15 protein-coding genes are annotated in these 21,934 nt (G+C 70.0%); 3 read left to right on the top strand and 12 right to left on the bottom strand.

All coding sequences use genetic code 11. The features are described from left to right. Positions 1-25 precede the first annotated feature (25 nt). The 7 genes from IT184_17635 to IT184_17605 all read right to left on the bottom strand — a co-directional run bounded on the left by IT184_17635 (position 26) and on the right by IT184_17605 (position 12,770). Positions 26-2,281, bottom strand: a complete 2,256-nt coding sequence (locus IT184_17635; protein ID MCC7010636.1) for a hypothetical protein — start codon at positions 2,279-2,281, stop codon at positions 26-28. After that, positions 2,268-4,160 (bottom strand): glycosyltransferase family 39 protein, encoded by a 1,893-nt coding sequence (locus IT184_17630; GenBank protein ID MCC7010635.1) that lies wholly within the window; start codon positions 4,158-4,160, stop codon positions 2,268-2,270. The genes IT184_17635 and IT184_17630 overlap by 14 nt, the downstream gene beginning before the upstream one ends. Positions 4,161-4,163: 3 nt before the next feature. Then, on the bottom strand, positions 4,164-6,449 hold the full coding sequence (locus IT184_17625) for a hypothetical protein (GenBank protein ID MCC7010634.1): 2,286 nt from the start codon (positions 6,447-6,449) through the stop codon (positions 4,164-4,166). Next, positions 6,446-8,329: a glycosyltransferase family 39 protein gene (locus IT184_17620; GenBank protein MCC7010633.1), complete on the bottom strand. Its 1,884-nt coding sequence runs from the start codon at positions 8,327-8,329 to the stop codon at positions 6,446-6,448. Before IT184_17620 ends, IT184_17625 begins: the two co-directional genes overlap by 4 nt. A gap of 18 nt (positions 8,330-8,347) precedes the next feature. After that, the gene (speA, locus tag IT184_17615; protein ID MCC7010632.1) at positions 8,348-10,294 is read right to left on the bottom strand and encodes a biosynthetic arginine decarboxylase; all 1,947 of its coding nucleotides are present in this window, start codon (positions 10,292-10,294) and stop codon (positions 8,348-8,350) included. Between the two features lie 212 nt (positions 10,295-10,506). Beyond that, positions 10,507-11,787 carry a BamA/TamA family outer membrane protein gene (locus IT184_17610; protein ID MCC7010631.1) on the bottom strand — a complete coding sequence of 427 codons (1,281 nt, stop codon included), beginning with the start codon at positions 11,785-11,787 and terminating at the stop codon, positions 10,507-10,509. Next, a complete protein-coding gene (locus tag IT184_17605; GenBank protein MCC7010630.1) occupies positions 11,784-12,770 on the bottom strand; it encodes a hypothetical protein in 987 nt (328 codons plus the stop codon). Before IT184_17605 ends, IT184_17610 begins: the two co-directional genes overlap by 4 nt. 65 nt (positions 12,771-12,835) lie before the next feature. Between IT184_17605 and modB the strand changes: the two genes are divergently transcribed. Together modB and IT184_17595 are read left to right on the top strand one after the other, a co-directional pair. Next, on the top strand, positions 12,836-13,720 hold the full coding sequence (gene modB / locus IT184_17600; GenBank protein MCC7010629.1) for a molybdate ABC transporter permease subunit: 885 nt from the start codon (positions 12,836-12,838) through the stop codon (positions 13,718-13,720). Next, entirely contained in the window at positions 13,717-14,373 is a 657-nt protein-coding gene (locus tag IT184_17595) for an ATP-binding cassette domain-containing protein (protein MCC7010628.1), read from the top strand. Before modB ends, IT184_17595 begins: the two co-directional genes overlap by 4 nt. A 15-nt stretch (positions 14,374-14,388) precedes the next feature. Here the strand turns inward: IT184_17595 and IT184_17590 are convergent, their stop codons facing one another. Next, complete coding sequence (locus tag IT184_17590) at positions 14,389-15,531, bottom strand: hypothetical protein (protein MCC7010627.1); 1,143 nt, start codon at positions 15,529-15,531, stop codon at positions 14,389-14,391. Positions 15,532-15,631: 100 nt separating this feature from the next. Here IT184_17590 and IT184_17585 point away from each other — a divergent pair, with 100 nt between their 5' ends. Further along, positions 15,632-17,431 carry a sodium:solute symporter gene (locus IT184_17585; GenBank protein MCC7010626.1) on the top strand — a complete coding sequence of 600 codons (1,800 nt, stop codon included), beginning with the start codon at positions 15,632-15,634 and terminating at the stop codon, positions 17,429-17,431. Between the two features lie 499 nt (positions 17,432-17,930). Here IT184_17585 and IT184_17580 read toward each other — a convergent pair whose 3' ends face one another. Genes IT184_17580 through IT184_17565 form a run of 4 tightly spaced genes read right to left on the bottom strand, consistent with a single transcriptional unit; the run spans position 17,931 to position 21,933 of the window. After that, complete coding sequence (locus IT184_17580; GenBank protein ID MCC7010625.1) at positions 17,931-19,046, bottom strand: ATP-binding cassette domain-containing protein; 1,116 nt, start codon at positions 19,044-19,046, stop codon at positions 17,931-17,933. Then, complete coding sequence (locus IT184_17575) at positions 19,043-20,059, bottom strand: ABC transporter ATP-binding protein (GenBank protein MCC7010624.1); 1,017 nt, start codon at positions 20,057-20,059, stop codon at positions 19,043-19,045. Before IT184_17575 ends, IT184_17580 begins: the two co-directional genes overlap by 4 nt. 3 nt (positions 20,060-20,062) lie before the next feature. Beyond that, positions 20,063-21,016, bottom strand: a complete 954-nt coding sequence (locus IT184_17570) for an ABC transporter permease (GenBank protein ID MCC7010623.1) — start codon at positions 21,014-21,016, stop codon at positions 20,063-20,065. Beyond that, positions 21,016-21,933: an ABC transporter permease gene (locus IT184_17565; protein MCC7010622.1), complete on the bottom strand. Its 918-nt coding sequence runs from the start codon at positions 21,931-21,933 to the stop codon at positions 21,016-21,018. The genes IT184_17570 and IT184_17565 overlap by 1 nt, the downstream gene beginning before the upstream one ends. Between the last annotated feature and the right edge of the window lies 1 nt (position 21,934).

Here is a 21,934-nt window from a genome sequence, read left to right as displayed (position 1 = left end):
ATACCAATGGGCTCGGGCGGCCGGCCTACTGGGGGGTGCCGAACGCGCGAAGCTCCGCGATCGACCAGGCGTAGTCGGCGCCCTGCCGGAGCGTGAACGTGAACCGCCGGCCGCGCGCCGACACGGGGATCGCCATCGTCATCCGCGCCTGGTCGTTCAGCGCGCCCAGGATCGCGAGACCGGCAGTGCGTCCGTCCCAGAGCCGGACGGGGGGATGCCCAGGCTCGGCGAGATCGACTTCGAGCTCGCGCGGGTACTCCAACCTGGACCCGCCGAGATCCAGCTCGAACCGCGCGACGGTCATCGGCCGGTCCAACACGACGATCACCTGGTCGCCGGCGCGCTGTGGGCCGCCGGTCTGCCAGATCGTGCGCAGATCGCGATCGAGCATCGCCTCGAGGCGCAGGTAGTTCGACGCATCCACGTACGAGATCGGCAGCTCGAAGACGCCCGTCTCGGCGGGCGGCTCGGCGACGGCCGGCAGACGGAACAGCGGGCCCAGCGGGGTGCGCGCCACCTCGCGCACCCCCGGCACTTCCTCGACGAATCGGACGAAGCGGCCCGCGGGATCGCGCGAGCGATCCACGGCGACGAGCAACGGACCGCCGCGCTGGAACGCCTCCAGAGCGGCGTCATCGCCCACGGTGAGCGCGTGCTGCAGCACACCGTAGTGCGCGGGGGCGTAGCCGCTGAACCCGTTGATCAACGGATGCCGGTGCATCGTCGATCGAAGCATCGCCGCCGTGTCGCTGAACACGTTCTCCATCGGCAGCTCGAGCAGCGGCAGGCCGCGGTCTTCTCCGGGCGCGGTCACCGTCGCGGGGGACAGTGGCGCGATCGTGAAGTCCGGCATCCAGCCGTCGGCCAGGATCGCCAGGCCGATCGCCGCGGCGATCGGCCTCGCCGCGCGCGTGCGGGCGACGCGGCTGAAGCCAACGGCGGCGGCAGTGGAGAGACAGAGCGCGCACAGCATGCCGAACCTCGCCGGCACGCGGAGCGCGTTGCCGCCCGGCAGCGCCATGAGCCACGAGTACGGCGCGTCGTGCAGCCACAAGGTCCCGAACGCATGGGCCGACGGGCCGAGCGCGAAGACGCCCATCACGAGGGTTGCAGCGGCATAGAAGACGAGAGGCGATCGGCGCCGCCACGCCGCCCGAAGCCGGGGATCGACGAGTGCAGCGAAGACGAGCAGGCAGATGGCGATGCCGAACGTTCTGACGGGACGCGTCAGCGAGATTGCGACGCCGGCGATGGACGTCCTCCATCCGCCGTTCCACGCCGACGCGGCGGCGGCCGCCAGCACGAGGCCGGCGATTGCGGGCACGAGCGCCGGCCAGCGGCGGCCTGCCGTCCGATGCCGATGCCACGAGACCAGCGCGCCGATCACGGTGAGCAGCACGATGACGACGCCGAGATAGAGCTCGGCTTCCGGCCGGGGCGTCCAGGTCCAGTGCGCCGGCAGCCACACCTTCTCGTGAGCGGCCCAGAACGCCGAGACGTCGGCACTGAACGATTGGATCTCTTCGACGGGACGGGAGACGCCGAGTGCGCGCTGATACCGCCGGTAGCCCCACAGCAGAGGCGCGAGCCACAGCGACGCACATGCGAGCGCGCCGCCCACCGCCTGCCAGTCGCGCCGCGTGCGAGCGAACCACAGCATCCAGCACGCCACGAGCACCGCGAAGTAGGCGAGGTAGTAGCCGCAGGTCAGCCCGTTCAAGAGCCAGGCACCACCCGCCATCGCGAGCGCCCGCCAACGCCGCGTGTCGAGATAGCCGTGCAGCGCCCAGAGGCAGAGCGGCATCCAGAACGCCCAGAGCATCTGCAGGTGCGGAATCTGCGAGACGCGGTACGGGTGGAATCCGTAGGCGAGGCCGGCGAGCAGCGCGGCGTCGTGCCGGCCGGTCAGCCGGTAGGCGAGCGCGTGCATCGCCAGGGCGCTCGCGGGATACGAGATCAGGAACGCGATGTTGTACGTCGTGACCGGGCTCGCCCCCAGCCACAGCAGCGGCGTGGTCAGCGGGGTCAAGCCGAGCAGCGTCTCCGAGAGCGCGAGCGCGCCTCGAATCGGAAAGAAGATCGGCGCGTTCCACCAGCCGTCCGTCAGCGGGACGGCCTGCGAGTTCCACCAGAGAATCCACGCGTTGAGAGCGGGATCGCCGGGGTCCTTCGGCAGCGCCGCGGAGATCTCGGGGAGCAGCGGCCACGCGTACACCAGCACGATCGCGGTGTAGAGCGCCGCGAATGCCGCCCAGGGGCGCCGCCGGTCAGCGGCGGTCATCGAGGATCGACAGACGGGGCGCTGGAACGGGCGGGTCGGTCCAGACGGACGGATCCACGCCCGTGAGGCGACGAGGGATGTGATCGGGCCCGGGCGGAGAGGACACGTCGAACACGTAGAACTCGCCCGGGTCCAGGTAGATGGCGAGCGGCGACTGCCCCAGCGCGTCGGCCGCGCGCGTGCCGGCGAACGTCTCGAGGAACTTGTCGCGCTCCCACGACTCGCCGGCGAACACGACGCGGCAGCCGCGCGCGGTCAACCACTCGACGGCGCGATCGATCCACTCGCGTGGCACGTTGTCGTACCGCATCGTCATCCGCCCCCCATAGTAGCGAAGGCTTCCGCTGTGCTGCATCGCGAGCACGACGCTGTTCTGATCCGTCAGGCTGCGGACGAGCGACGCGGCGCGGATGTACCGCCGCTCCCCTTCCCACAGGTTGAAGGCCTCCTCCGTGTGGAACGTGTGGTACTGCGCCACGCCGGCGCCGAGCAGCACGACGACGGCGACGCGACGTCCCCACGGCTCGAACGTCCGCGCGGCCAGCGCGGCGACCGTGCCGATGCCGAGCACGATCGGCGGCCACGATGCGAGCAGGAACCGCACGTACCACCACGCCTCGAACACGAGGTAGAGGCAGTAGAACGCCCACAGGCTCGCCACCATGAGCGCGATGAGCACGAGCACGTGCCGCTCACGGGCGCCCGCCCAGAGCGCCCGCGATGGAAGGAACACGGCCGCGAGCCCGATGAGCGACAGCACCGTCTGCGACTCCACCATCCACGACAGGTAGAGCTCGAGATTGGGAAGGAAGTGGGCCGCCGCGAGCGAATCGGTCAGCCGTCCGTATCCCGATACGAGCGGTGAGCCGAAGAGATGGGCATTGACGATCGCGACGGCCGCGACGAACGGCGCCACCCCCGACGCGAACAGCACCGCGTCGCGGACGGCCTGCCTGCGCCGGTCCCGCTCGATGCCCCGAATCACGTAGTGCAGCCCGGCGATCGCCGCGAGGAACACGAGGTTCGGCCGGATGACGACGGCGGCGCCGAACAGCAGGCCGGCGCCCATCGCACGCCACCCGGACCTGCCGAGCATCGCCCACACGCCGGCCGTGATGAACGCCGCCACGGGGATGTCGGTCATCGTGGCGACGACCCAGAAGATGATCGCCGGGCTCGTCGCGAGGAGCCACGCGCCCGCCAGCCCGGCAAACGGCGAGGCGACCGCCCGGCCGATGCCGTAGGTGGACACGATGAGCAGCATGCCGAGCAACGGCACGACGAGGAACATCGCGTCGTGTCCGCCGATGCGCTTCGCCCCGGCGAGCAGCAGCGGCAGGCCGATCGAGTAGCCGGGCACGAGCGTGCCGTCGGGAGCGCCCTCCTGAGGACGGTACCCGAGCGGCGAGAAGCTCCAGGCCCGGTTGGGCCACGGCATGCCGCCGACGAACGGCTGCTCGACGACGAGATCGCCCTGCAGCCACAGCTCGGCCTGGCTGAGATAGCCGTAGGAGTCGGCGCCGCCCGCGACCTTGGCGCCGTTGACGACGCCAACCGCGCCGACGTAGAGCGCCATCACGCCGACGAGCACCGCGTTGGACGGCCAGAAACGCCCGTCACCCAACCGCTCGACGGCGGCGAAGAGCCGCCTGATGGTTCCCGAGAGATCGCCGCCGAGCAGCCGGAAGATCAGCAACAGCAGGACGCCGGCGATCAGCGGCCGCCGCGGCTCGTTCGTGGTGAAGACGAGATGGCCGACGATCGACACGTCGATGCCGTGGCCGACGGCGAAGAGCACTGCTGCCCAGCCGAAGGCGGCGATGCCGAGCACGAACGACAGTTGCTTCGCCCGCGCGCGCAGGCTCGAGAATGGCGTCATCGATCAATTCTCCGGCGACCGGCCGATCGCTCGTACTTCCGCCATCGACCACATCGAATCCACCGTCGCGCCGGTCAACGTCAGATAGAGGTGACGAGCCCGCACCGGCGCCGGCAGATCGACGCCGACGGTCGTCCGGCGGCGGTCTTCGTACGTCGCGAGCAGGGTGGGACCGGCCAACCCTCCGCTCCAGATTTCGCGTGGCGTCTCGTCACCTTCCGCCACCCCGACCTGCAGGCGTCGCGGATACTCGTGCGCGCGCGCCGCGAAGTCCATCTCGACACGGGTCACCTCCTGCGGCGGGTCGAACGTGAGGACGACGCGATTGCCCGGCTGTTGCGCGCGTTTGCTCTCCCAGTACGTATCCAGACGGCCGTCGATCGCTCGCTCGATCTCGCTCGCGTTCTCCGTCGCGCTGATGGCGGCGATGGGCATCACGGGCGTTCGCTGCACCGGCTGCCACGCCGGAACCCGCTGTGGCGACAACAGGAACACGGGACCGACCGCGCTCGGACGTCCGGCCTGAACTCCAGGCAGCCGTTCGACCAGCTCGACCCACCGCCGATTCTCGTCGCGCCGGGCGTCCACCACCACGAGCAGCGGTCCGAACTGCCTCATCGCCTGCAGGGCGGTCTCGTCGCCGGCGACGAGACCCGCCTGCAGCGGCCAGTAGTGGGACGGGTAGTAGCCGCTGAACCCGTTCACGAGCGGATGCCCGTGCACCATGGCGCGCAGCATCGCGGTCGTGTCGTCGTACAGGTCCCGCGTCGGCAGTTCGATCACCGGAACCGATCGCTCCACGGCCGACAACATGTAGGCGTCGGGCACGGCAGCCGTCGGCAGACGCGGCGCCCACCCGTCTGCCGCCACGACGAACGCGATACCGGCCACCTGCCAGGCGCGCGCGCCGGCCGGCGTGAACCGCGCGAGTGCGAGCGCCGCCGCCTGGGAGGCACACAGCACGAAGAGCATGCCGAAGCGGGCGGGCACCCGTAGCGCATCGCCGCCGGGCAACTGCATGAGCCAGAAGTACGGCGCCTTGTCCATGAATCGCGCGCCGAACACGTGGCCGACCGGCCCGATCGCGAAGGCGATCGTGACAGCGGCGGCGGCGACGTAGAACAGAAACGCCGATCGGCGCCTCCATCCGTCGCGCCAGCGGCGATCGCGCATCACCGCCGCGGCGAGCAGCCAGAGGCCCGCGCCCACGAGGCGATGCGGTTTCGTCACCGACACGGGCACGCCGAGCAGCCTGAACTGCACGCCGCCGGTCAGCCAGACGAGCGCCGCGGCCAGCAGGATGGCCACACCGAACGCCATCAGCCCGCGTCCCACGTGCGGCGCCCAGCGTCCATGGCGCCGCCACGCGAGGATGCCCGCGACCACGACGAGCGCGGCGACCGCAATCCCCGGGTAGAGCTCGCCTTCGGGTCGAGGCAGCACGGTCCAGTGATGCGGCACCCAACTGTGTGACGACGTCGCCCAGATCGCGGTGAGGTCCGCGCTGAACGACTCGATCTCGCCGCGTGTCCGTTCGAGCCCCATGCCGCGCTGGATGCCGGTATAGCCAGCGAGCAGCGGCACCCACGGCAGCGACGCCGCCATCGCCGCGATCCCGACCTCGATCCACTGCCGCCGCGTGCGCAGGAACCAGAGAGACCAGAGACCCGCCAGCACGGCGAAGTACATGAGGAAGTAGCCGTTCGTCAGCCCGTTGAGCATCCAGCACACGCCGAAGACCACGAGCGAGAGACGCCTGCCCCGCTCGGCATAGCGGTGCAGCGACGCCAGGGCGAGCGGCATCCACCAGGACGCGAGAACCTGGAGGTGTGCGATCTGCGCTGTCCGGTAGGGGCTGAACCCGTAGGCGAGGCCGGCGACGAGCGCCACGTCGTGGCGGCGGGTGATCTGCCAGGCGAGCAGGTGGGCACCCATCGCGGCCGCGAAGTAGGAGAACAGGAACATCGCGTCGTAGGTCGCAACCGGATCGAGACCCATCCACTGCAGGGGCGTCGTCAGCGGCGCGAGCCCAAGGAGCGTCTCGGACAACGCCAGAGCCCCGGAGATCGGGTAGAACATCGGCGCGTTCCACCACCGTTCGGTGAGCGGCACGGCCTGCGCGTTCCACCAGATCGTCCACGTCAGCAGCGCGGGATCGCCGAGATCGTTCGGCAGCATCGTGCCGAAGCCCCGGATCACCGGCCAGCCGTACGCGCCAGCCACGAGCGCGTAGAAGGCCGCGACGATCGCCCAGCGCCCCACATTCGATCGACGATGATCCAACGTCATGGCTGGAAGACGAGCCTCGGATCCGGCGCTTTGCCGACCGCCCAGAGATCCCGGTACGTGCCCGTGATCACCTCTGTGTCCGCGTGGCTCGCCCCGGGATCGAGATCGAACAGGTACAACGAGCCGGGATCACGATAGACCGCGAGCGGGTTGCGGAGCGCAGCCTCGGCACGATGGCCGCGAAACCTCTGCTGCACGACGTCCAGCTCCCACGGCTCGAGCAGTAGATACGGGTGCGCGCCGTGCCGCAGCAGCCAGTCGATCGCGCCGTCCACGTCCGGCGGAAACGCGTCGAAGTGCATCGACATCCGGCTGCCGTAGAACCGCACGGGCCCGCTGTGCTGCCCCGAGACAATCACGCTGTTGCGATCGGTGAGCCGCCTGACCATCTGCGCAGCGACGACGTACCGGCGCTCGCCTTCCCAGAGGTCGAACGTGCTGCGCGACTCCGCCACCGAGACCTGCCACACGCCGAGCCCGAACACGCCGGCGACGATGAGCGGCGTCGTCAGCGCCGGCCGCCATCGCATGAATCCCACGAGCAGCGCGCCGGTGCCGACCATGATCATCGGCCACGAGGCGATCAGGAAGCGCAGGTACCACCACGCATCCCACACCGCATACAGCAGGTAGTGCCCCCACAGCGCGCCCACGAAGAGCGCGAGCGTCGTCACCGCGCGCCACGACGTGCGCGGCCACACGCGCAGCACCGGCAGACACAAGGCGAGCAGGCCAGCGACCGGCAGCCAGGTCTGGGTCTCGACGAGCCAGCCCACGTAGTTCCTCGCGTTCGGCCACACGAACGCCGCCGAGAAGAGCCCGTCCAGGTTGCCATATCCGGACCGTCCCGGGCTGCCGTACAGCGCGGTGTTGATCGCGGCAACGGCCACGACGCCGGGGAGCATTCCCGCCGAGAACAGCGCCCCGCGCCGCAGGCTCGCCGCGCGCGTCCGTCGATCGGCGAGCCCGAGCGCGTAGAACATCCCGAGGGCCGGGACCAGCACGACGTGATTCGGCCGGATCAACACGGCGACCGCCGACGCGAGCCCCGCGCCGAACGCGGACGCGCCGGTATCTCTGACGACGAGCCACGAGGCCAGTGCCCAGACCCCCGCCACCGGCACGTCCGTCATCGTCGTCATCATCATGAACAACACGGCCGGGCTCGTGGCGACGAGCCACGCGGCGATGAGCCCCGCGGCGTCGGAGACGATCGCGCGGCCGAGGTGGAACGTGAGGAGCACGAGCACGCCGGTGAGCACCGGCACGACCATGAACATCGCCTGCGTTCCGCCCATCAGCTTGGCGGCAGCGAGAATCAGCGGGAGGCCGGCGGAGTAGATGGGCACGAGCGTCCAGGCCCAACTGCCGTCGCCGGGCGGCGAGTCGGGTGCGGGGCGATAGGCCAGCGGCGTGAACGTATCGAGCGCGTCGGGCCACGGCACGTCGCGAACGAACGGCTGTTCCACTCTGGGAAGACCGTGCAGCCACAGCTCGGCCTGGCTCAGATACCCGTACGAATCCGCGCCGCCCACGGCTTTCGTGCCCCAGATCCAGGCCACGGCCGTGACCGCCGCCGCGAGCACGGCCGCCGCGGCAGCGGGACGAATCGCGCGCAGCCGGCGTCTCGCGCCGCCGAGCGCCGCGCGGACGAATCTCGTTCCACCGGCCACCGCGAGCCCGATGCTTCCGCCGGCCAGGAAGTACACGAGCAGGGCCGCGGCTGCGACGTAGAGCGGACGCACCGGGTCGCGCGCCGTGATGCGGATGCCGAGCGGCGAGACCGCAATGCCGCCGGTTGCGGCGATGACGATCGCGGCGACTCCTGCGAGGGCGGCGGCGATGAGGCTGGCTCGTCGGATGGAAGCGCGCCGGGACATCACCCGCAGCGGATTCGCTTACCGCTCGCTCGGGTCTTCGAGGTACGTGTAGCCGTGGAGGCCGTCTTCGTAGAAGCGGAGTAGCCGCCCCGACTCCTCGTAGTCCATGCGTCCCTCGCGGACCGCGGCCTCCACGCCGTCGCGCAGCTTCTGCACGAGCGTGTCGGCGTCGAACTCCACGTAGTCGAGCACCTCTCGGACCGTGTCGCCCTTGATGACCGATTCGAGGACGACGTTGCCGCCGGCGTCGAGGCTGACGTGCACGGCGTGGGTGTCGCCGAAGAGGTTGTGCAGGTCGCCGAGGATCTCCTGGTACGCGCCGACCAGGAACACGCCCATGTAGTACGGCTCGCCCGTGAACGGGTGGAGCGCGAGCGTGCGCTTCACGTCGCGCCGATCGATGAACTGGTCGAGCTTCCCGTCCGAGTCGCAGGTGATGTCGCCGAGGATGGCCTGGCGGGTGGGCGCCTCGTTCAGCCGGTGGATCGGCATCACCGGAAAGAGCTGCTTGATGGCCCACGAATCCGGGATCGACTGGAACAGCGAGAAGTTGCAGAAGTACGTGTCGGCGAGCGTGTCGTCGAGGCCCTGCAGGTCCTCGGGCACGTCCTCCATCTGCTGCACGAGGCGCTTGAGCTTGGCCGAGATGGCCCAGTAGAGCGTCTCGGCCTGGCAGCGCTGCCCGAGCGGCAGGTAGCCGCCGTTGAACAGGTTGAGCGCCATGTCGAGCGCCTGCTGTGCGTCGTGGTAGCTCTCGAGCGCGTTCCGCGCGGTGAGGTTCTGGTAGGTCTCCTTGAGATCGACGAGCGGCTGCTCGAGGTCCTCGCCCGTGCCGTTCGGCGGGATCTCGGCCTCGCCGAAACCCGACACGCCGAGCACGTTGAAGACGAGCACGCTGTGGTAGGCCACGACCGCGCGGCCGCTCTCCGACACGATCGTCGGATGCTTCACGCCGGCATCGTCGCACACCGATTGGATGTGGTAGACGACGTCGTTCGCGTACTCCTCGAGCGTGTAGTTCACGCTCGATTCGAAGTTCGTCTGCGAGCCGTCGTAGTCCACGCCGAGCCCGCCGCCGACGTCGAGGTACTCGAGGCCGGCGCCTTCGCGCACGAGCTCGGTGTAGATGCGCGCGGCCTCGTTGAGCGCGCCCTTGACGATGCGGATGTTCGGGATCTGGCTGCCGAGGTGGAAGTGCAGGAGCTTGAAGCAGTCCTGCATGCCGTACGATTTCAGCTCCTCGAGGCCCTGCCGGACCTCCGCCACCGTCAGCCCGAACTTCGACCGGTAGCCGCCGGAGGACTGCCAGCGGCCGCCGCCGCGCGCGGCGAGCTTCACGCGCATGCCGATCTGCGGCCGCACGCCGACCTTGCGGGCGTACTCGAGGATCAGGCCGAGCTCGGTGTACTTCTCGACCACCGGGATGATGCGCCGCCCCATCTTGTGGGCGAGCATCGCCGTCTCGATGAACTCCGCGTCCTTGAACCCGTTGCAGATGATCGGCGTGTCATTGCCCGCCATCGCCACCACCGCGAGCAGCTCGGGCTTGGAGCCGGCCTCCAGGCCGAACTCGTACGGACGCCCGAAGTCGAGCACTTCCTCGACGACCTGCCGCTGCTGGTTGACCTTGATCGGGTAGACGCAGAAGTACCGGCCTTCGTACTGGTGCTGCGCGATCGCCGCCTGGAACGCGCCGTGGATGTCGGCGAGCCGCTGTCGCAGGATGTCGCGGAACCGGATCAGGATCGGCAGGCCGATGCCGCGCAACTGGAGATGATCGACGAGCTGCTTGAGATCGATCGCGCGCTCGGGATCCCGCGTCGCGTGGACGCGGACGTGCCCGTTGGGACCGATCGAGAAGAACCCTTTCCCCCAGCGATCGATCTCGTACAGCTCCGACGCGTCGGTTACCGTCCAGGGATCGCCAGGGCGCCACGTGCGCGTAACACGGCTGCTCGTGCTCAAGGTCGCGCCTCAATCATAAGAGAAATTCTCGTTCACGCGCGCCCTTTCTTGACGATCGACGCGCCGCGGCGCGCGCGCGTGCCTCGTCGTGCGCACGAGGAGGCGAGTCGGCACGGCTGCCGCGCGATCCGACGGGCGGTCGCCGGACGAACAGCCGTCTTCGAGCGGCGCGACGGCGGTCGCGATCGCGTGACGCGGCGTGGCGCCGGGAATCAGAAGCGGAGGCTCGCACCGAACGTCGCGCGCGTGCCGCCGCCGACGGCGTGGGCGACGCCGACGCCGGCCTGGATGGCCGTGACGCTGAACCACACGGCGCCGCCGACGCCGGTGTGGAGCGGCTGATCGAACAGGCGGTCGCCGTAGCGCGACGTCGTGCCCGCATCCACGAACGCGCTCACGCCGAGCCGGCCCAGACGCAACGGCGACGAGAGCGGCACGCGCAGTTCCAGCGAGCCGGCCACCAGGCGATCGCCCACGAACGATCCCGGCGTGAACCCGCGCAGGCTGGACCAGCCGCCGAGCAGCGGCTGAAGATACGGCGGCAGCGGCCCGCTGGCGTCGTCGTGCAGCAGGCGCGACACGAGGACAGCCTGCCGCATGAGCCCGAGATAGCCTCGGGCGTCGAGGCTCGTCCGCCACACGGGCTCACGCGCGCTCACGCTCAGGCGCTCGAGCGTGAACGACGCGTACGCCGCATCGCGGGGCAGCACGGGATCGATCCGCGTGTCGAGCACCACTTCCATGCCGCCGGATCGAACCCGATCGTCCAGCTCGGCGAACCGGACACGCCGCCATCCGGCCAGCGCCGCCACCCTGACGGGCCCCGCCCGGCGCTCGATCCGCGCCCAGCCTCCCGATGCGTCGGCCGGCTCGTCGAACGCCGGATTCCGCCGGCTGTCGACGCCGGCGCCGATCTGCACTCTCGTCAGCGGCCCGGCCTCGAACGTCCGGTCGTACTCGAGGCCGGCCCGTTTCCATCCACCCCACGCGAGCGGCACCGAGAGCCGGCCGCGCTCGCCGCCGAGGCCGATCCACGCCAGCCGGACGCCGTACGTCAGGCCGTAGCCTTCTTCTCCGTCGAGAATCGGCGCAATCAGCAGGTTGGCGAACCGGCGGCGCGCGATCCGGACCGTGCCGTCCGAGTCATCATCCGCCACGACGCTCAACGGCCCCTCGTCCACGACGATGACGACGAGCACCTGGGATGGATCGTCGATGGAGGCGAAGCGCTCGAGCACCTGCACCCTGCGGAATCGCCCGGCCGACTCGAGACGCTCGCGGGTGCGGTCGATCGTGTCGGCGCGGAAAGGCGCGCCGATCGCCAGGCCGGCGAGCGCGACCACCTCGCTCTCGGTCGTCAGTTGATTGCCGTGGACGCGAACGCCGGCGACGATCTTTCCGGCGCCGGACGGCGCGGACGGCTGCGCGAGCGCAGCCGCGCTCGCCGCAAGGCAGACGAAGAGCGCGGCCACTGCCGTCCCCGGCCGCGTCATGGCGCCGACAACGGCATCAGCCGCCCGCTGCCGCGCGCCTCGCGATAGTTGCCGTACTCGACGTGGTACCGCAGATCGATCGGGCCGAGCGCCAGCAGAACACCGAGCCGCAGGTAGATCTCGTGCGGCAGCCAGACCCCCGCGAACGCCTCGGTCATCGTCATGCCCGCCTGGAGGTTCGTCACGCGCAGCAGCCACGACGCCGGGAGGAAGTCGAGCGCGACGTTGTCGAACGTGTACTTGACGATCTGGCGCGACGCCGGAATCACCCAGAGCGTCACGAGCGATGCCTTGTTCATCATCCGCTCGCGCGCGGCTTCCACGTCTTCGCCGGCGTCGCGCCGGCCCTCCGCGCGTCGCCGGTCCTGCGAGTCCTGCTCGTGCGAGAACAGCCGGCGGGGGTAGTACTCGATCCGGAGCACCTCGGAGCCGCCGAGCGTCTCGCGCCCGGCGAACGCGTAGGTGCCGGCCTCGAACTTGAACCGCAGGAAGTAGGCGTTGTCCACGAACTGCGGCGCCCGCGACTGCGAAAGCAACCCGCCGAGGCCTGCCGGCGTGTCACCGGACGCGGCCGGCGGCCCGCTCTCGAACGCCCGCGGCGGCGGTATCTCCGGCAAGCCGCCCCGCTCCCTGGCTCTCGATCGTCTCAGGTCGTCGTCCTCGGCTTTTCGGCGATCGGCCTCGGCAATACCCACCCCGTTGGCGGTGAGCGGACTGCGAACGAAGAACCCGTCGCGGATGAACCAGGTGAAGGTGCGTTCGTCCCCCCAGAGCGGCACGCCCGTTGGACCGACCAGTTGGATGCGAGCGCGTTCGTCGAGCAGGTACTGCTGCAGCTTCTTCCAGTTCTCGTCGCGGCGCGCGAGCACCTCGCTCATGAAGCGATCGAGATCGGTCGGCGCCTGCGGCCGCACGGCGCCCAGCCCGGCGAAAGCCGCCACCGCGAGGCCGATCGCCATGAGCGCACGCGGACGATCTCGCATTGGTGGTCTCCAGGCCCGCGTGCTCCAGGCACGTCCCGCGGATCGCAGGACATGACCCGGAAGCGATGAACCGTTTCCTCCATATCATCGTGCCACGGTGCCGCACCTTCCGCTGCTGGCGAACATCGGCGTCGCGCTCGCAACGCGCTCGGGGAGGCCTGGTCGACGCGCTGCGCGGGTGGGCCGCGTCGGCTGGCTCGTCGTCGAGCGCCCTGCGAGCATCGCCAGCCGCGCAGATCCGCGGCCTGAGAATCGGCGACAATCTGCCCGTGTCCTCGTCGGACCTCGCGATCGTCCTGCTCAGCCTCAAAGTCGCGCTCGTCGCCACCGTCGTCAGCCTCCCGGTGGCCATCGCGGTGGCGCTGCTGCTCGCCCGCGTCCGGTTCTGGGGGCGGAGCCTCTTGAACGCGCTCGTGCACCTGCCGCTCGTCCTCCCTCCCGTCGTCACGGGCTATCTGCTGCTCGTGCTGTTCGGTCGTGAAGGCGCGATCGGTGCCGTGCTCGAGCGGACGCTGGGGCTGGTAGTGGCGTTCCGCTGGACCGGCGCGGCGCTCGCGGCCGGCGTCATGGGTTTTCCGCTGATGGTCCGCGCGATCCGCCTGGCCATCGAGCACGTCGATCCGCATCTCGAGGACGCCGCCGCGTCGCTCGGCGCGAGCCGCGCATGGACGATCGCCACCGTCACGCTGCCGCTCGCATTGCCCGGCGTGCTGGCCGGGGCGATCCTCGCCTTCGCGAAGTCGCTCGGCGAGTTCGGCGCCACGATCACGTTCGTGTCCAACATCCCGGGCGAGACGCGCACGCTCGCGCTGGCCATCTACACCTTCATCCAGACGCCCGGCAGCGAGCCTCACGTCTGGCGTCTGGTCGCCCTGTCGATGGCGGTGTCGTTCGGGGCGGTCCTCGTCTCCGAGGCGCTGGCCCGCCGCATGGAGTCCACACGGCGGTGAAGATCCGCGTCGACATCCGTCATCCGCTCGATCGGATCACGCTCGACGTCCGGCTGGACCTGGACGGCGGGCTCATCGCGCTGCTCGGTCCGTCCGGCGCGGGCAAGACCCGCACGCTCGACGTCATCGCGGGCCTGTTCCGGCCGGCCGACGGCTTCGTCGCGGTCGACGAGGCCGTGCTCACCGACACCGCGCGGCGCGTGTGGGTGCCGCCGCATCGGCGTCGCATTGGCTACGTCTTCCAGGACTCGCGTCTCTTCCCGCACATGACCGTCCGGCGCAACCTCGTCTACGGCCAGTGGTTCACCGGGCGCCTGGGTCATCCCATCGCGACGCTCGACGACGTCGTCGGGCTGCTCGATCTCGAGCCGCTGCTCTCGCGCCTGCCGGGACGGCTGTCGGGGGGCGAACGGCGCCGCGTGGCGCTGGGGCGCGCGCTGCTCTCCCATCCCCGGCTGCTGCTCCTCGACGAGCCGCTCGGCTCACTCGACGTGCCGCGGCGCCAGGAGATCCTGCCGTATCTCGATCGCCTGCTGTCCGAGCTGCGGCTCCCGATGATCTACGTCACGCACGACTGGGAGGAGATTCGCAATCGCGCGACGACGGTCGTGCACATCGCCGACGGCAGGGCGAGGACGGTGGAGAAACCGTGAAGGCGGGTCCGCTGCTCAGAGGAGCAGCGTCTCCACGCGGTGCGCATGGACGACCTCGTCGGCCGACGACCACTGGAAGATCGTGAACCGGCCATCTTGTGAGGCGACGAGGGCGGTGGCGTCCGGCTGATCGAAGACGAACTGGGCCGCGGAGAAATGACGCGTGCCGCCGAGCTGCGACGGGGTGAGCACCGTCTTGGCGCCGCCCTCGACGGGCTCGGTGACCAGCACGCGCTCGACGGTCGGGCTTCCGCGCCGCCGCGCGATCTTCGCGCCGAAGGCGAGCAGCTCATAGCGGTCGCTGATGATCGTCGCGCCGTCCACGGCGGTCAGGCCGGCGAGCGCGTCGATCGCGCGCCGGAAATCCTCCTGCCACTCGTGGCCGTCGCGCGATCGCGCCGTGTCCTCGACGAGCAGCGCCAGCTCGGCGTACGGCGGCGAGACCGCGTAGAGCACGGGCCGGACGATCGAGTCGGCCCACGCCTGATCGCCGGAGGGCACGACGAGGAGCGCGCCCCCGCGTCCGTGCGCGCGCATCGACGCGGCGAGCTCCACGAGCACGTTGACCGAGCCGGCCGGCACCCGCGCGATCTCGACGCCGAGCAGCGAGGCGACGAGGCTGGGACAGCCGGGGACGTGCGCGCCGGCCTGATCGACGACCTTGACGGAGTCGCCTTCGAGCGCCGCGACGTTGACGAACTTGCCGAACGACTCGCTGCGGTGCTTGATGACGAGCAGCCCGGACGTCACGACCTCGAGGACGAAGCAGAGCGGCGGCAGCCCGCGCGTCGTGCCCCACACGCCGAGCTCCCCGCGCTCGTCACGCCAGAGGCCGAGATGGATGCCGGGCCGCTCGACCGCCGGCGCCAGCTTCGCGAGGCTCGCCGCCGTCAGCGGCAGCCACGACTCGAACGTCAGCGGATCGTGCGCGGCGGCAGGCGGCAACAGCGCCAGCGAGATCCTCGGCGTGCGCCCCTCCTCGCGCCGGAGGCTCGCCCAGAACGCGACGTCGATGATCGCCTCGATCGACCCCAGATCCGGCTCCGGCGCCAGCCCCGCGCCGCGCCCCGCCGCCAGGATCGGCTGCCGATGCTCGACGAAGTGCCGCTGCACCCGCGCCGCGACGACGCGTGCCGCCGGATAGCCGGACTCGGACATGACGTAAGAGTAGCAACCCTTTCCCCTTCCCTTTTCCCTTTCCCCTCTTTCCTTTGCCCTTTGCCCTCTGCCCTTTGCCCTTGATAAGGTTCGTCCCTCCATGAACCCGACGCCGGCGCTCAACGGCCTGGACTGGCTCACCATCGTCGTGTACTTCGGCGTGCTGCTGGGCGTGGCCTGGTGGGTCATCACGCGCAGCAAGGACACGGCCGCCGACTACTTCCTGGCCGGCCGGCATCTCGGCTGGGGCATCGTGGGCGCGTCGATCTTCGCGTCGAACATCGGATCGGAGCACGTCGTCGGGCTCGCCGGATCGGGCGCGACCGACGGCGTCGCGCTGGCCCACTACGAGCTGCACGCGTGGTGTCTGCTCGTGCTCGGCTGGGTGATGGTCCCGTTCTACATGCGATCGATGGTCTTCACGATGCCGGAGTTCCTCGAGAAGCGGTTCTCGCCGGCCGCGCGCTACGTGCTGACCGTCGTCTCGCTCATCTCCTTCGTCGTGTCGAAGATCGCGGTGGGCATCTTCGCGGGCGGCGTCGTCTTCAGCACGCTGATGCCCGAGCTGCAGGTGGCGATCGGCCCGCTGCACCTCGACAGCTTCTGGACCGGCTCGCTGCTCGTCATCGTGCTGACCGGCGTGTACACCATGCTGGGCGGCATGCGGGCCGTGGCCTACAACGACGCCGTGCAGGTGGTGATCATCGTGATCGGATCGGCGGCGCTGACGTTCTATGGCCTCGACCGGCTGGGCGGCTGGCAGGCGTTGCGCGACGCGCTGCCGTCGGAGATGTTCAACCTGTGGAAGCCGCTCGTGCCTCCCGGCGTCGACGGCACGTGGGCGCCCGTCATCGAAACCGACGCCGGTGGACGGCTGCTGCGGCAGGCGTGGTACTTCAACGGCAACTTCCCGTGGGTCGGGATGCTGTTCTGCGCGCCGATCATCGGGCTCTGGTACTGGTGCACCGATCAGTACATCGTGCAGCGCGTGCTCGGCGCGCCGAACGAGCAGGTGGCGCGCCGGGGCACGATCTTCGGCGCGTTCCTGAAGCTGCTGCCGGTCTATCTGTTCATCGTGCCCGGCCTGGTGGGCTTCGCGCTCGCGAAGACCGGCACGGTTCCGGAGCTGGCCTCGATGGTCGGCCCCGACGGCCAGCCCGTCCGCTCGGTGGCCCAGGCCGCCTTTCCGATGATGGTCGAGTCGGTCCTGCCGATGGGCCTCCGCGGGCTGGTGATCGCCGGGCTGCTCTCGGCGCTGATGAGCTCGCTCGCCGGCGTCTTCAACGCCTCGGCCACGCTCTTCACGGTCGACCTCTACTCGAAGTGGCGTCCCCGCGCGACGCAGCACCAGATGGTGCGCGTCGGCCGGCTCGCGACGATCGGCATGGTGATCATCGGCATCGCGTGGATCCCGGTGATTCGCGGCGCGTCCGGCCTCTACAACTACCTGCAGGCCGTGCAGGGCTATCTCGCGCCTCCGATCTTCGTGGTCTTCTTCCTCGGCATCCTGTGGAAGCGGATGAACGCCCAGGGCTGCCTGGCCGCACTCGTGGTCGGGTTCGTCATCGGGCTCTTCCGCATGCTCGTGGACACGCCGATCACGCTCGGCCTGCCGGGCTACGCCGGCGGATACCCCGAGGGCTCCTGGCTCTGGATCGTCAACAACATCTACTTCCAATACTGGAGCGTGCTGATCACCGTCATCTCCGCGGTGGTGATGATCGGCGTGAGCCTGGCCACGGCCGCGCCGCACGACGCCAAGCTCGAGGGTCTGACGTTCGAGACCGTGAGCGCCCGCGAGCGGCGCGAGTCGCGCGCGAGCTGGGACTGGCGCGACGTGGCCACGTCGGCGATCGTCCTCGCCTGCATCGCGGGCGCTTATCTGTACTTCACGGGATAGCAGCGGTGCGGCCGGTTGTCGGCCTGCGACGCGCGGCATCGTGATGGCGGAACAGCCGGCTGCTGTTCCGCGCATCGCCAATGTCGGCCCTGGAACTGGTGCGGTCTGAAGAGCAGCTAGTCAGCGGATGATGGCAGGCAGCCGGACGAACTCGTGAGGTGCCTAACGTGTGAAGTCGGTTCCAGAGCCATCGCACCCTCAATCTCTGCAAACCGAAGGCCGCAGCCGATATCGAACTCGCGACGCCCGCCGTGCCCATGAAACTGACTGATTGACCGCCAGTTAGCGGTACCACGCCGCGCGGAAGCAGCCGGAAGCCGTGCCGCGCGGCGTCGACAGCCTTGTAGATTCGACGCGCGCCGGTCCACGGCTTTGTCGAAATGGCCGCCTCGCCAGACGAAGGCCGGCTCGTCTCCTCACGCTGAACGTCGCGACGCCGGACACGATTGTCCGTGTCGAGCGTCGACGGACAGGAATGTCCAGACCGCTCCGGTGCGCGTCACTCCGCCCGTGCGGCGAGGTGTTGCGCCAGGCCGGGCGTCTCGCCGGGCGCCACGCGCTCGACGTCGGGCTCGTCCGGGCTGATCCGGATGCAGGCCGCGCGATGTCCGGGGAGGACCTCGACGAGCACCGGATCGACCTCGCGGCACGCCGGCACGACGTGCGGGCAGCGCGGGTGGAACCGGCACCCGGACGGCGGGTTGATCGGCGACGGCACGTCGCCCTGCAGGATGATCCGCCGCCGCCTCGACTCGAGCTCCGGATCGGGGATCGGCACGGCCGAGATCAGCGCCTTCGAGTACGGCATCAGCGGCCGGCGGTACACCGCGTCGGCCGGCGCGAGCTCCACGATCCGCCCGACGTACATGACCGCCACCCTCGTCGACGTGTGGCGCACCGCGCGCAGGTCGTGCGAGATGAACAGGTACGTGAGGCGCCGCTCCCGCTGCAGCCGTTCGATCAGGTTGATGATCTGCGCCTGGATCGACACGTCGAGCGCGGAGATTGGCTCGTCGGCGACGATGAAGTCGGGGTCGGCGGCGAGGGCGCGCGCGATGCCGATGCGCTGCTGCTGGCCCCCCGAGAACTCGTGCGGATACCGGTTGACGAAGCGCGCGCTCAGGCCGACCGTCGCCATCAGCCCGCGCACCCGGTCGGCGCGTTCGGCGCCGCGTGCGATGCCGAACGTCTGCAGCGGCTCGGCGATGATCTGCCCGACGGTCATCCGCGGGTCCAGCGACGCGTAGGGATCCTGGAAGATCATCTGCACGTGGCGCCGCATGCGGCGCAGCTCGCGGCCGCGAAGCGCCGCGAGATCGACGCCGCGGATCGATATGCGCCCCCGCGTCGGCTCGACGAGCCGCAGGATCGCCCGCCCGAGCGTGGTCTTGCCGCAGCCCGATTCGCCGACGAGACCGAGCGTCTCGCCCTGCCGGATCTCGAGCGAGACATCGTCCACCGCGCGCACGACGCGCCGGCGCCCGCCGCCGATCAGCCGGCCGAGCGCGGTGCCGCCGGCCAGATCGAAATGCACCTCGAGGTGGTCGACCTCCACGAGCGGCGTCTCCGCCTGCGACGAGATTGCGGGCGATGCGGACACCGGCGACGCGCTCATGCAGAGGCCGCCTCATGGCGCACCAGCGGCGTCCGGTACACGTCCTCCGCGAAATGGCACAGCGACTGGTGATCGGGTGCGAGCGCGATCATGGGCGGGAACTGCTCGCGGCAGATCGCCTCCGCCCGCGCGCACCGCGGTGCGAACGGGCATCCGGGCGGCAGGTGCGCGACGTCGGGCGGCAACCCGGGAATCTGGTACAGCTCGCTCCGGCGATCGCTCGTCAGATCGGGCACCGAGAGCAGCAGCCCGCGCGTATACGGGTTGCCCGATCGCGCGAAGAGCGCCGGCGTGGGACCGCTCTCGAAGACCCGGCCCGCGTACATGACGAGCAGCCGATCGGTCATGCCCGCCACGACGCCGAGGTCGTGCGTGATCAGCACGACGCTCGTGCCGGTGGAGGTCTTCAGATCGCGGATGAGGCCGAGGATCTGCGCCTGGATCGTCACGTCGAGCGCGGTCGTCGGCTCGTCCGCGATGAGCAGCTCGGGCTCGCAGGACAGCGCCATCGCGATCATCACGCGCTGCCGCATGCCGCCGGAGAACTCGTGCGGGTAGCAGTCCACCCGGCTGCGCGCATCGGGGATGCCGACCATCTCGAGCATCTGGATGGCGTGCTCGTACGCCTGGCGGCGCGTGTGCCCGAGGTGCAGCTCGGTGACCTCCATCAACTGCGTCGAGATCCGCAGGAACGGATTCAGCGACGTCATCGGGTCCTGGAAGATCATCGCGATCCGTTTGCCGCGGACGTTCCGCATCGCCTCGGCCGGGAGGGCCATCAGGTCGTCGCCATCCAGCCGGATCTCGCCCGAGACAATCCGGCCCGGCGGCGAGGGGATGAGCCGCAGGATCGACAGGTTCGTCACCGACTTGCCCGATCCCGATTCGCCGACGATCCCCAGCGTCTCGCCCCGCCCGACGTCGAAGCTGACGTCGTCGACGGCCCGGACGACGCGCCCGTCCTCGTCGAAGTAGGTGCGCAGGTGTCGGACGGAGAGCAGCGGCCCGGCCATCGCTCAGCTCTTCCGCATCTGCGGGTCGAGCGCGTCGCGCAGACCGTCGCCCACGAAGTTCAAGGACAGGAGCGTCAGGGCCATCGTCGCGCCCGGCCAGATGAGCTGCCACGGGAACACCGCGATGTTCTGGATGCCGTCGGCTGCCAGGCTGCCCCACGAGGCGAGCGGCGCCTGCACGCCGATGCCGAGGAACGAGAGGAACGCCTCGAGCAGCATCACCGACGGGATCGTCAGCGTCGCGTACACGATCACGGGCCCGAGCGTGTTCGGCACGAGGTGCCTGGCGACGATCCGCACCGGCGACACGCCGGTGGCGCGCGCGGCCAGCACGAACTCCTGCGCCTTCAACGAGAGCACCTGTCCGCGGACGATGCGCGCCATCGTGAGCCAGGAGACGGCGCCGAGCGACACGAACAGCAGCACGAGCTGCTCGAACGGCGACTGCCCGCCGAACAGCGCGAGCAGGACGATGACCAGCATCATGTACGGCAGCGCATACAGCACGTCCACGAGCCGCATCATCACGTCGTCCACGCGCCCACCGGCGTAGCCGGCGGCCGCGCCGTACGTGATCCCGATGACGAGCGACACGAACGTGGAGATCAGCCCCACCATCAGCGAGATGCGGCCGCCGATCAGCACGCGCGCGAGCAGATCGCGGCCGGCGTTGTCGGTGCCCATGGGATGCGCCCAGGAGAACGACCCGTCGGGCGCGCGAAAGGGCGGCAGCGCCGCGATGAGCGCCGGATCCGCCGGGATGTAGTCGTACGTGTAGCCGGTCGTCCTCTCGATGACGGGCGGCCCGACGATCGACGCCGCGATGATGATGCCGACGACGGCGAGGCCGAGCATGGCGAGACGGTTCTTGCGGAGCCGCCGCCACGCGTCCTGCCAGAGGGACGTGCCCGTCACCGCGGGCGCCGACGTCTCGATGGGCGCGGCCGGCGCGGCCATCAGTAGCGGACCCTCGGATCGAGGAACCCGTAGACGAGGTCGACGACGAGATTGAACAGGAGCACCGCGATGGACGTGAAAGCGACGATGCCGATGATGAGCGGCTCGTCGCGGTTGAGGTTCGCGTTGATGAAGTAGTTGCCGAGGCCCGGCAGCGCGAAGATGCGCTCGACGACGACCGTGCCGGTGATGAGCAGCGCGAGCGCCGGCCCGGAGAACGACACGACCGGCAGCAGCCCGCCGCGAAGGGCGTGGCGAAACAGCACCGTGCGCTCCGGCAGGCCCTTCGCCCGCGCCGTCCGCACGTAGTTGGAACGCAGCACCTCGAGCATGCCGGCGCGCGTGAGCCTGGCGATGTACGCCATGTAGGCGGCCGACAGCGTGAGCACCGGCATGATCAGGTTCACGCTGAAGCCCTCCCAGCGCGCCGGCGGCAGCCAGAACACGGTGAGCGACAGCACGAGCACGAGCACCGGCCCGATGACGAAGTTCGGAACGGAGATGCCGCCGATCGCGAACGCCATGGACCAGTAGTCGAGCGCCGAGTTCTGCCGGAGCGCGGCGAGGCTGCCGAACACCGTGCCGGCGACGAGCGCGAGCAGGTACGCGAGCCCTCCGAGCGCGGCCGAGACCGGCAGCGCCTGCGACAGGATCTCGTTGACCGGCTGCCCGAGATAGCGCAGCGACGATCCGAAATCGCCCCGCGCCGTGTTCGCCAGCATCTTGCCGTACTGCACGTACCACGGCCGGTCCAGCCCGTACTTCTGCCGGAGGTTCTGCTCGATGGCCGGCGGCATCGCGCGCTCGGTGGTGTAGAAGTTCCCGGGCGCGAGCCGCACCAGCGCCCAGGTCAGCGACACGACGACGAACACGGTCGGGATCGTGATGAGGAGACGACGGACGATGAAGCGCAGCATG

Source organism: Acidobacteriota bacterium (assembly GCA_020853395.1).
Taxonomy (GTDB): domain Bacteria; phylum Acidobacteriota; class Vicinamibacteria; order Vicinamibacterales; family SCN-69-37; genus JADYYY01.
The sequence above is the reverse complement of the archived record's forward strand: the minus strand, read 5'-3'. Positions and strand labels throughout refer to the sequence as shown.

Coding starts and splice junctions, on each gene's coding strand:
- IT184_17635 (MCC7010636.1), bottom strand. CDS start 2,281: ATGACCGCCGCTGACCGGCGGCGCCCCTGGGCGGCATTCGCGGCGCTC.
- IT184_17630 (MCC7010635.1), bottom strand. CDS start 4,160: ATGACGCCATTCTCGAGCCTGCGCGCGCGGGCGAAGCAACTGTCGTTC.
- IT184_17625 (MCC7010634.1), bottom strand. CDS start 6,449: ATGACGTTGGATCATCGTCGATCGAATGTGGGGCGCTGGGCGATCGTC.
- IT184_17620 (MCC7010633.1), bottom strand. CDS start 8,329: ATGTCCCGGCGCGCTTCCATCCGACGAGCCAGCCTCATCGCCGCCGCC.
- IT184_17610 (MCC7010631.1), bottom strand. CDS start 11,787: ATGACGCGGCCGGGGACGGCAGTGGCCGCGCTCTTCGTCTGCCTTGCG.
- IT184_17605 (MCC7010630.1), bottom strand. CDS start 12,770: ATGCGAGATCGTCCGCGTGCGCTCATGGCGATCGGCCTCGCGGTGGCG.
- modB (MCC7010629.1), top strand. CDS start 12,836: ATGAACCGTTTCCTCCATATCATCGTGCCACGGTGCCGCACCTTCCGC.
- IT184_17590 (MCC7010627.1), bottom strand. CDS start 15,531: ATGTCCGAGTCCGGCTATCCGGCGGCACGCGTCGTCGCGGCGCGGGTG.
- IT184_17585 (MCC7010626.1), top strand. CDS start 15,632: ATGAACCCGACGCCGGCGCTCAACGGCCTGGACTGGCTCACCATCGTC.
- IT184_17580 (MCC7010625.1), bottom strand. CDS start 19,046: ATGAGCGCGTCGCCGGTGTCCGCATCGCCCGCAATCTCGTCGCAGGCG.
- IT184_17575 (MCC7010624.1), bottom strand. CDS start 20,059: ATGGCCGGGCCGCTGCTCTCCGTCCGACACCTGCGCACCTACTTCGAC.
- IT184_17570 (MCC7010623.1), bottom strand. CDS start 21,016: ATGGCCGCGCCGGCCGCGCCCATCGAGACGTCGGCGCCCGCGGTGACG.
- IT184_17565 (MCC7010622.1), bottom strand. CDS start 21,933: ATGCTGCGCTTCATCGTCCGTCGTCTCCTCATCACGATCCCGACCGTG.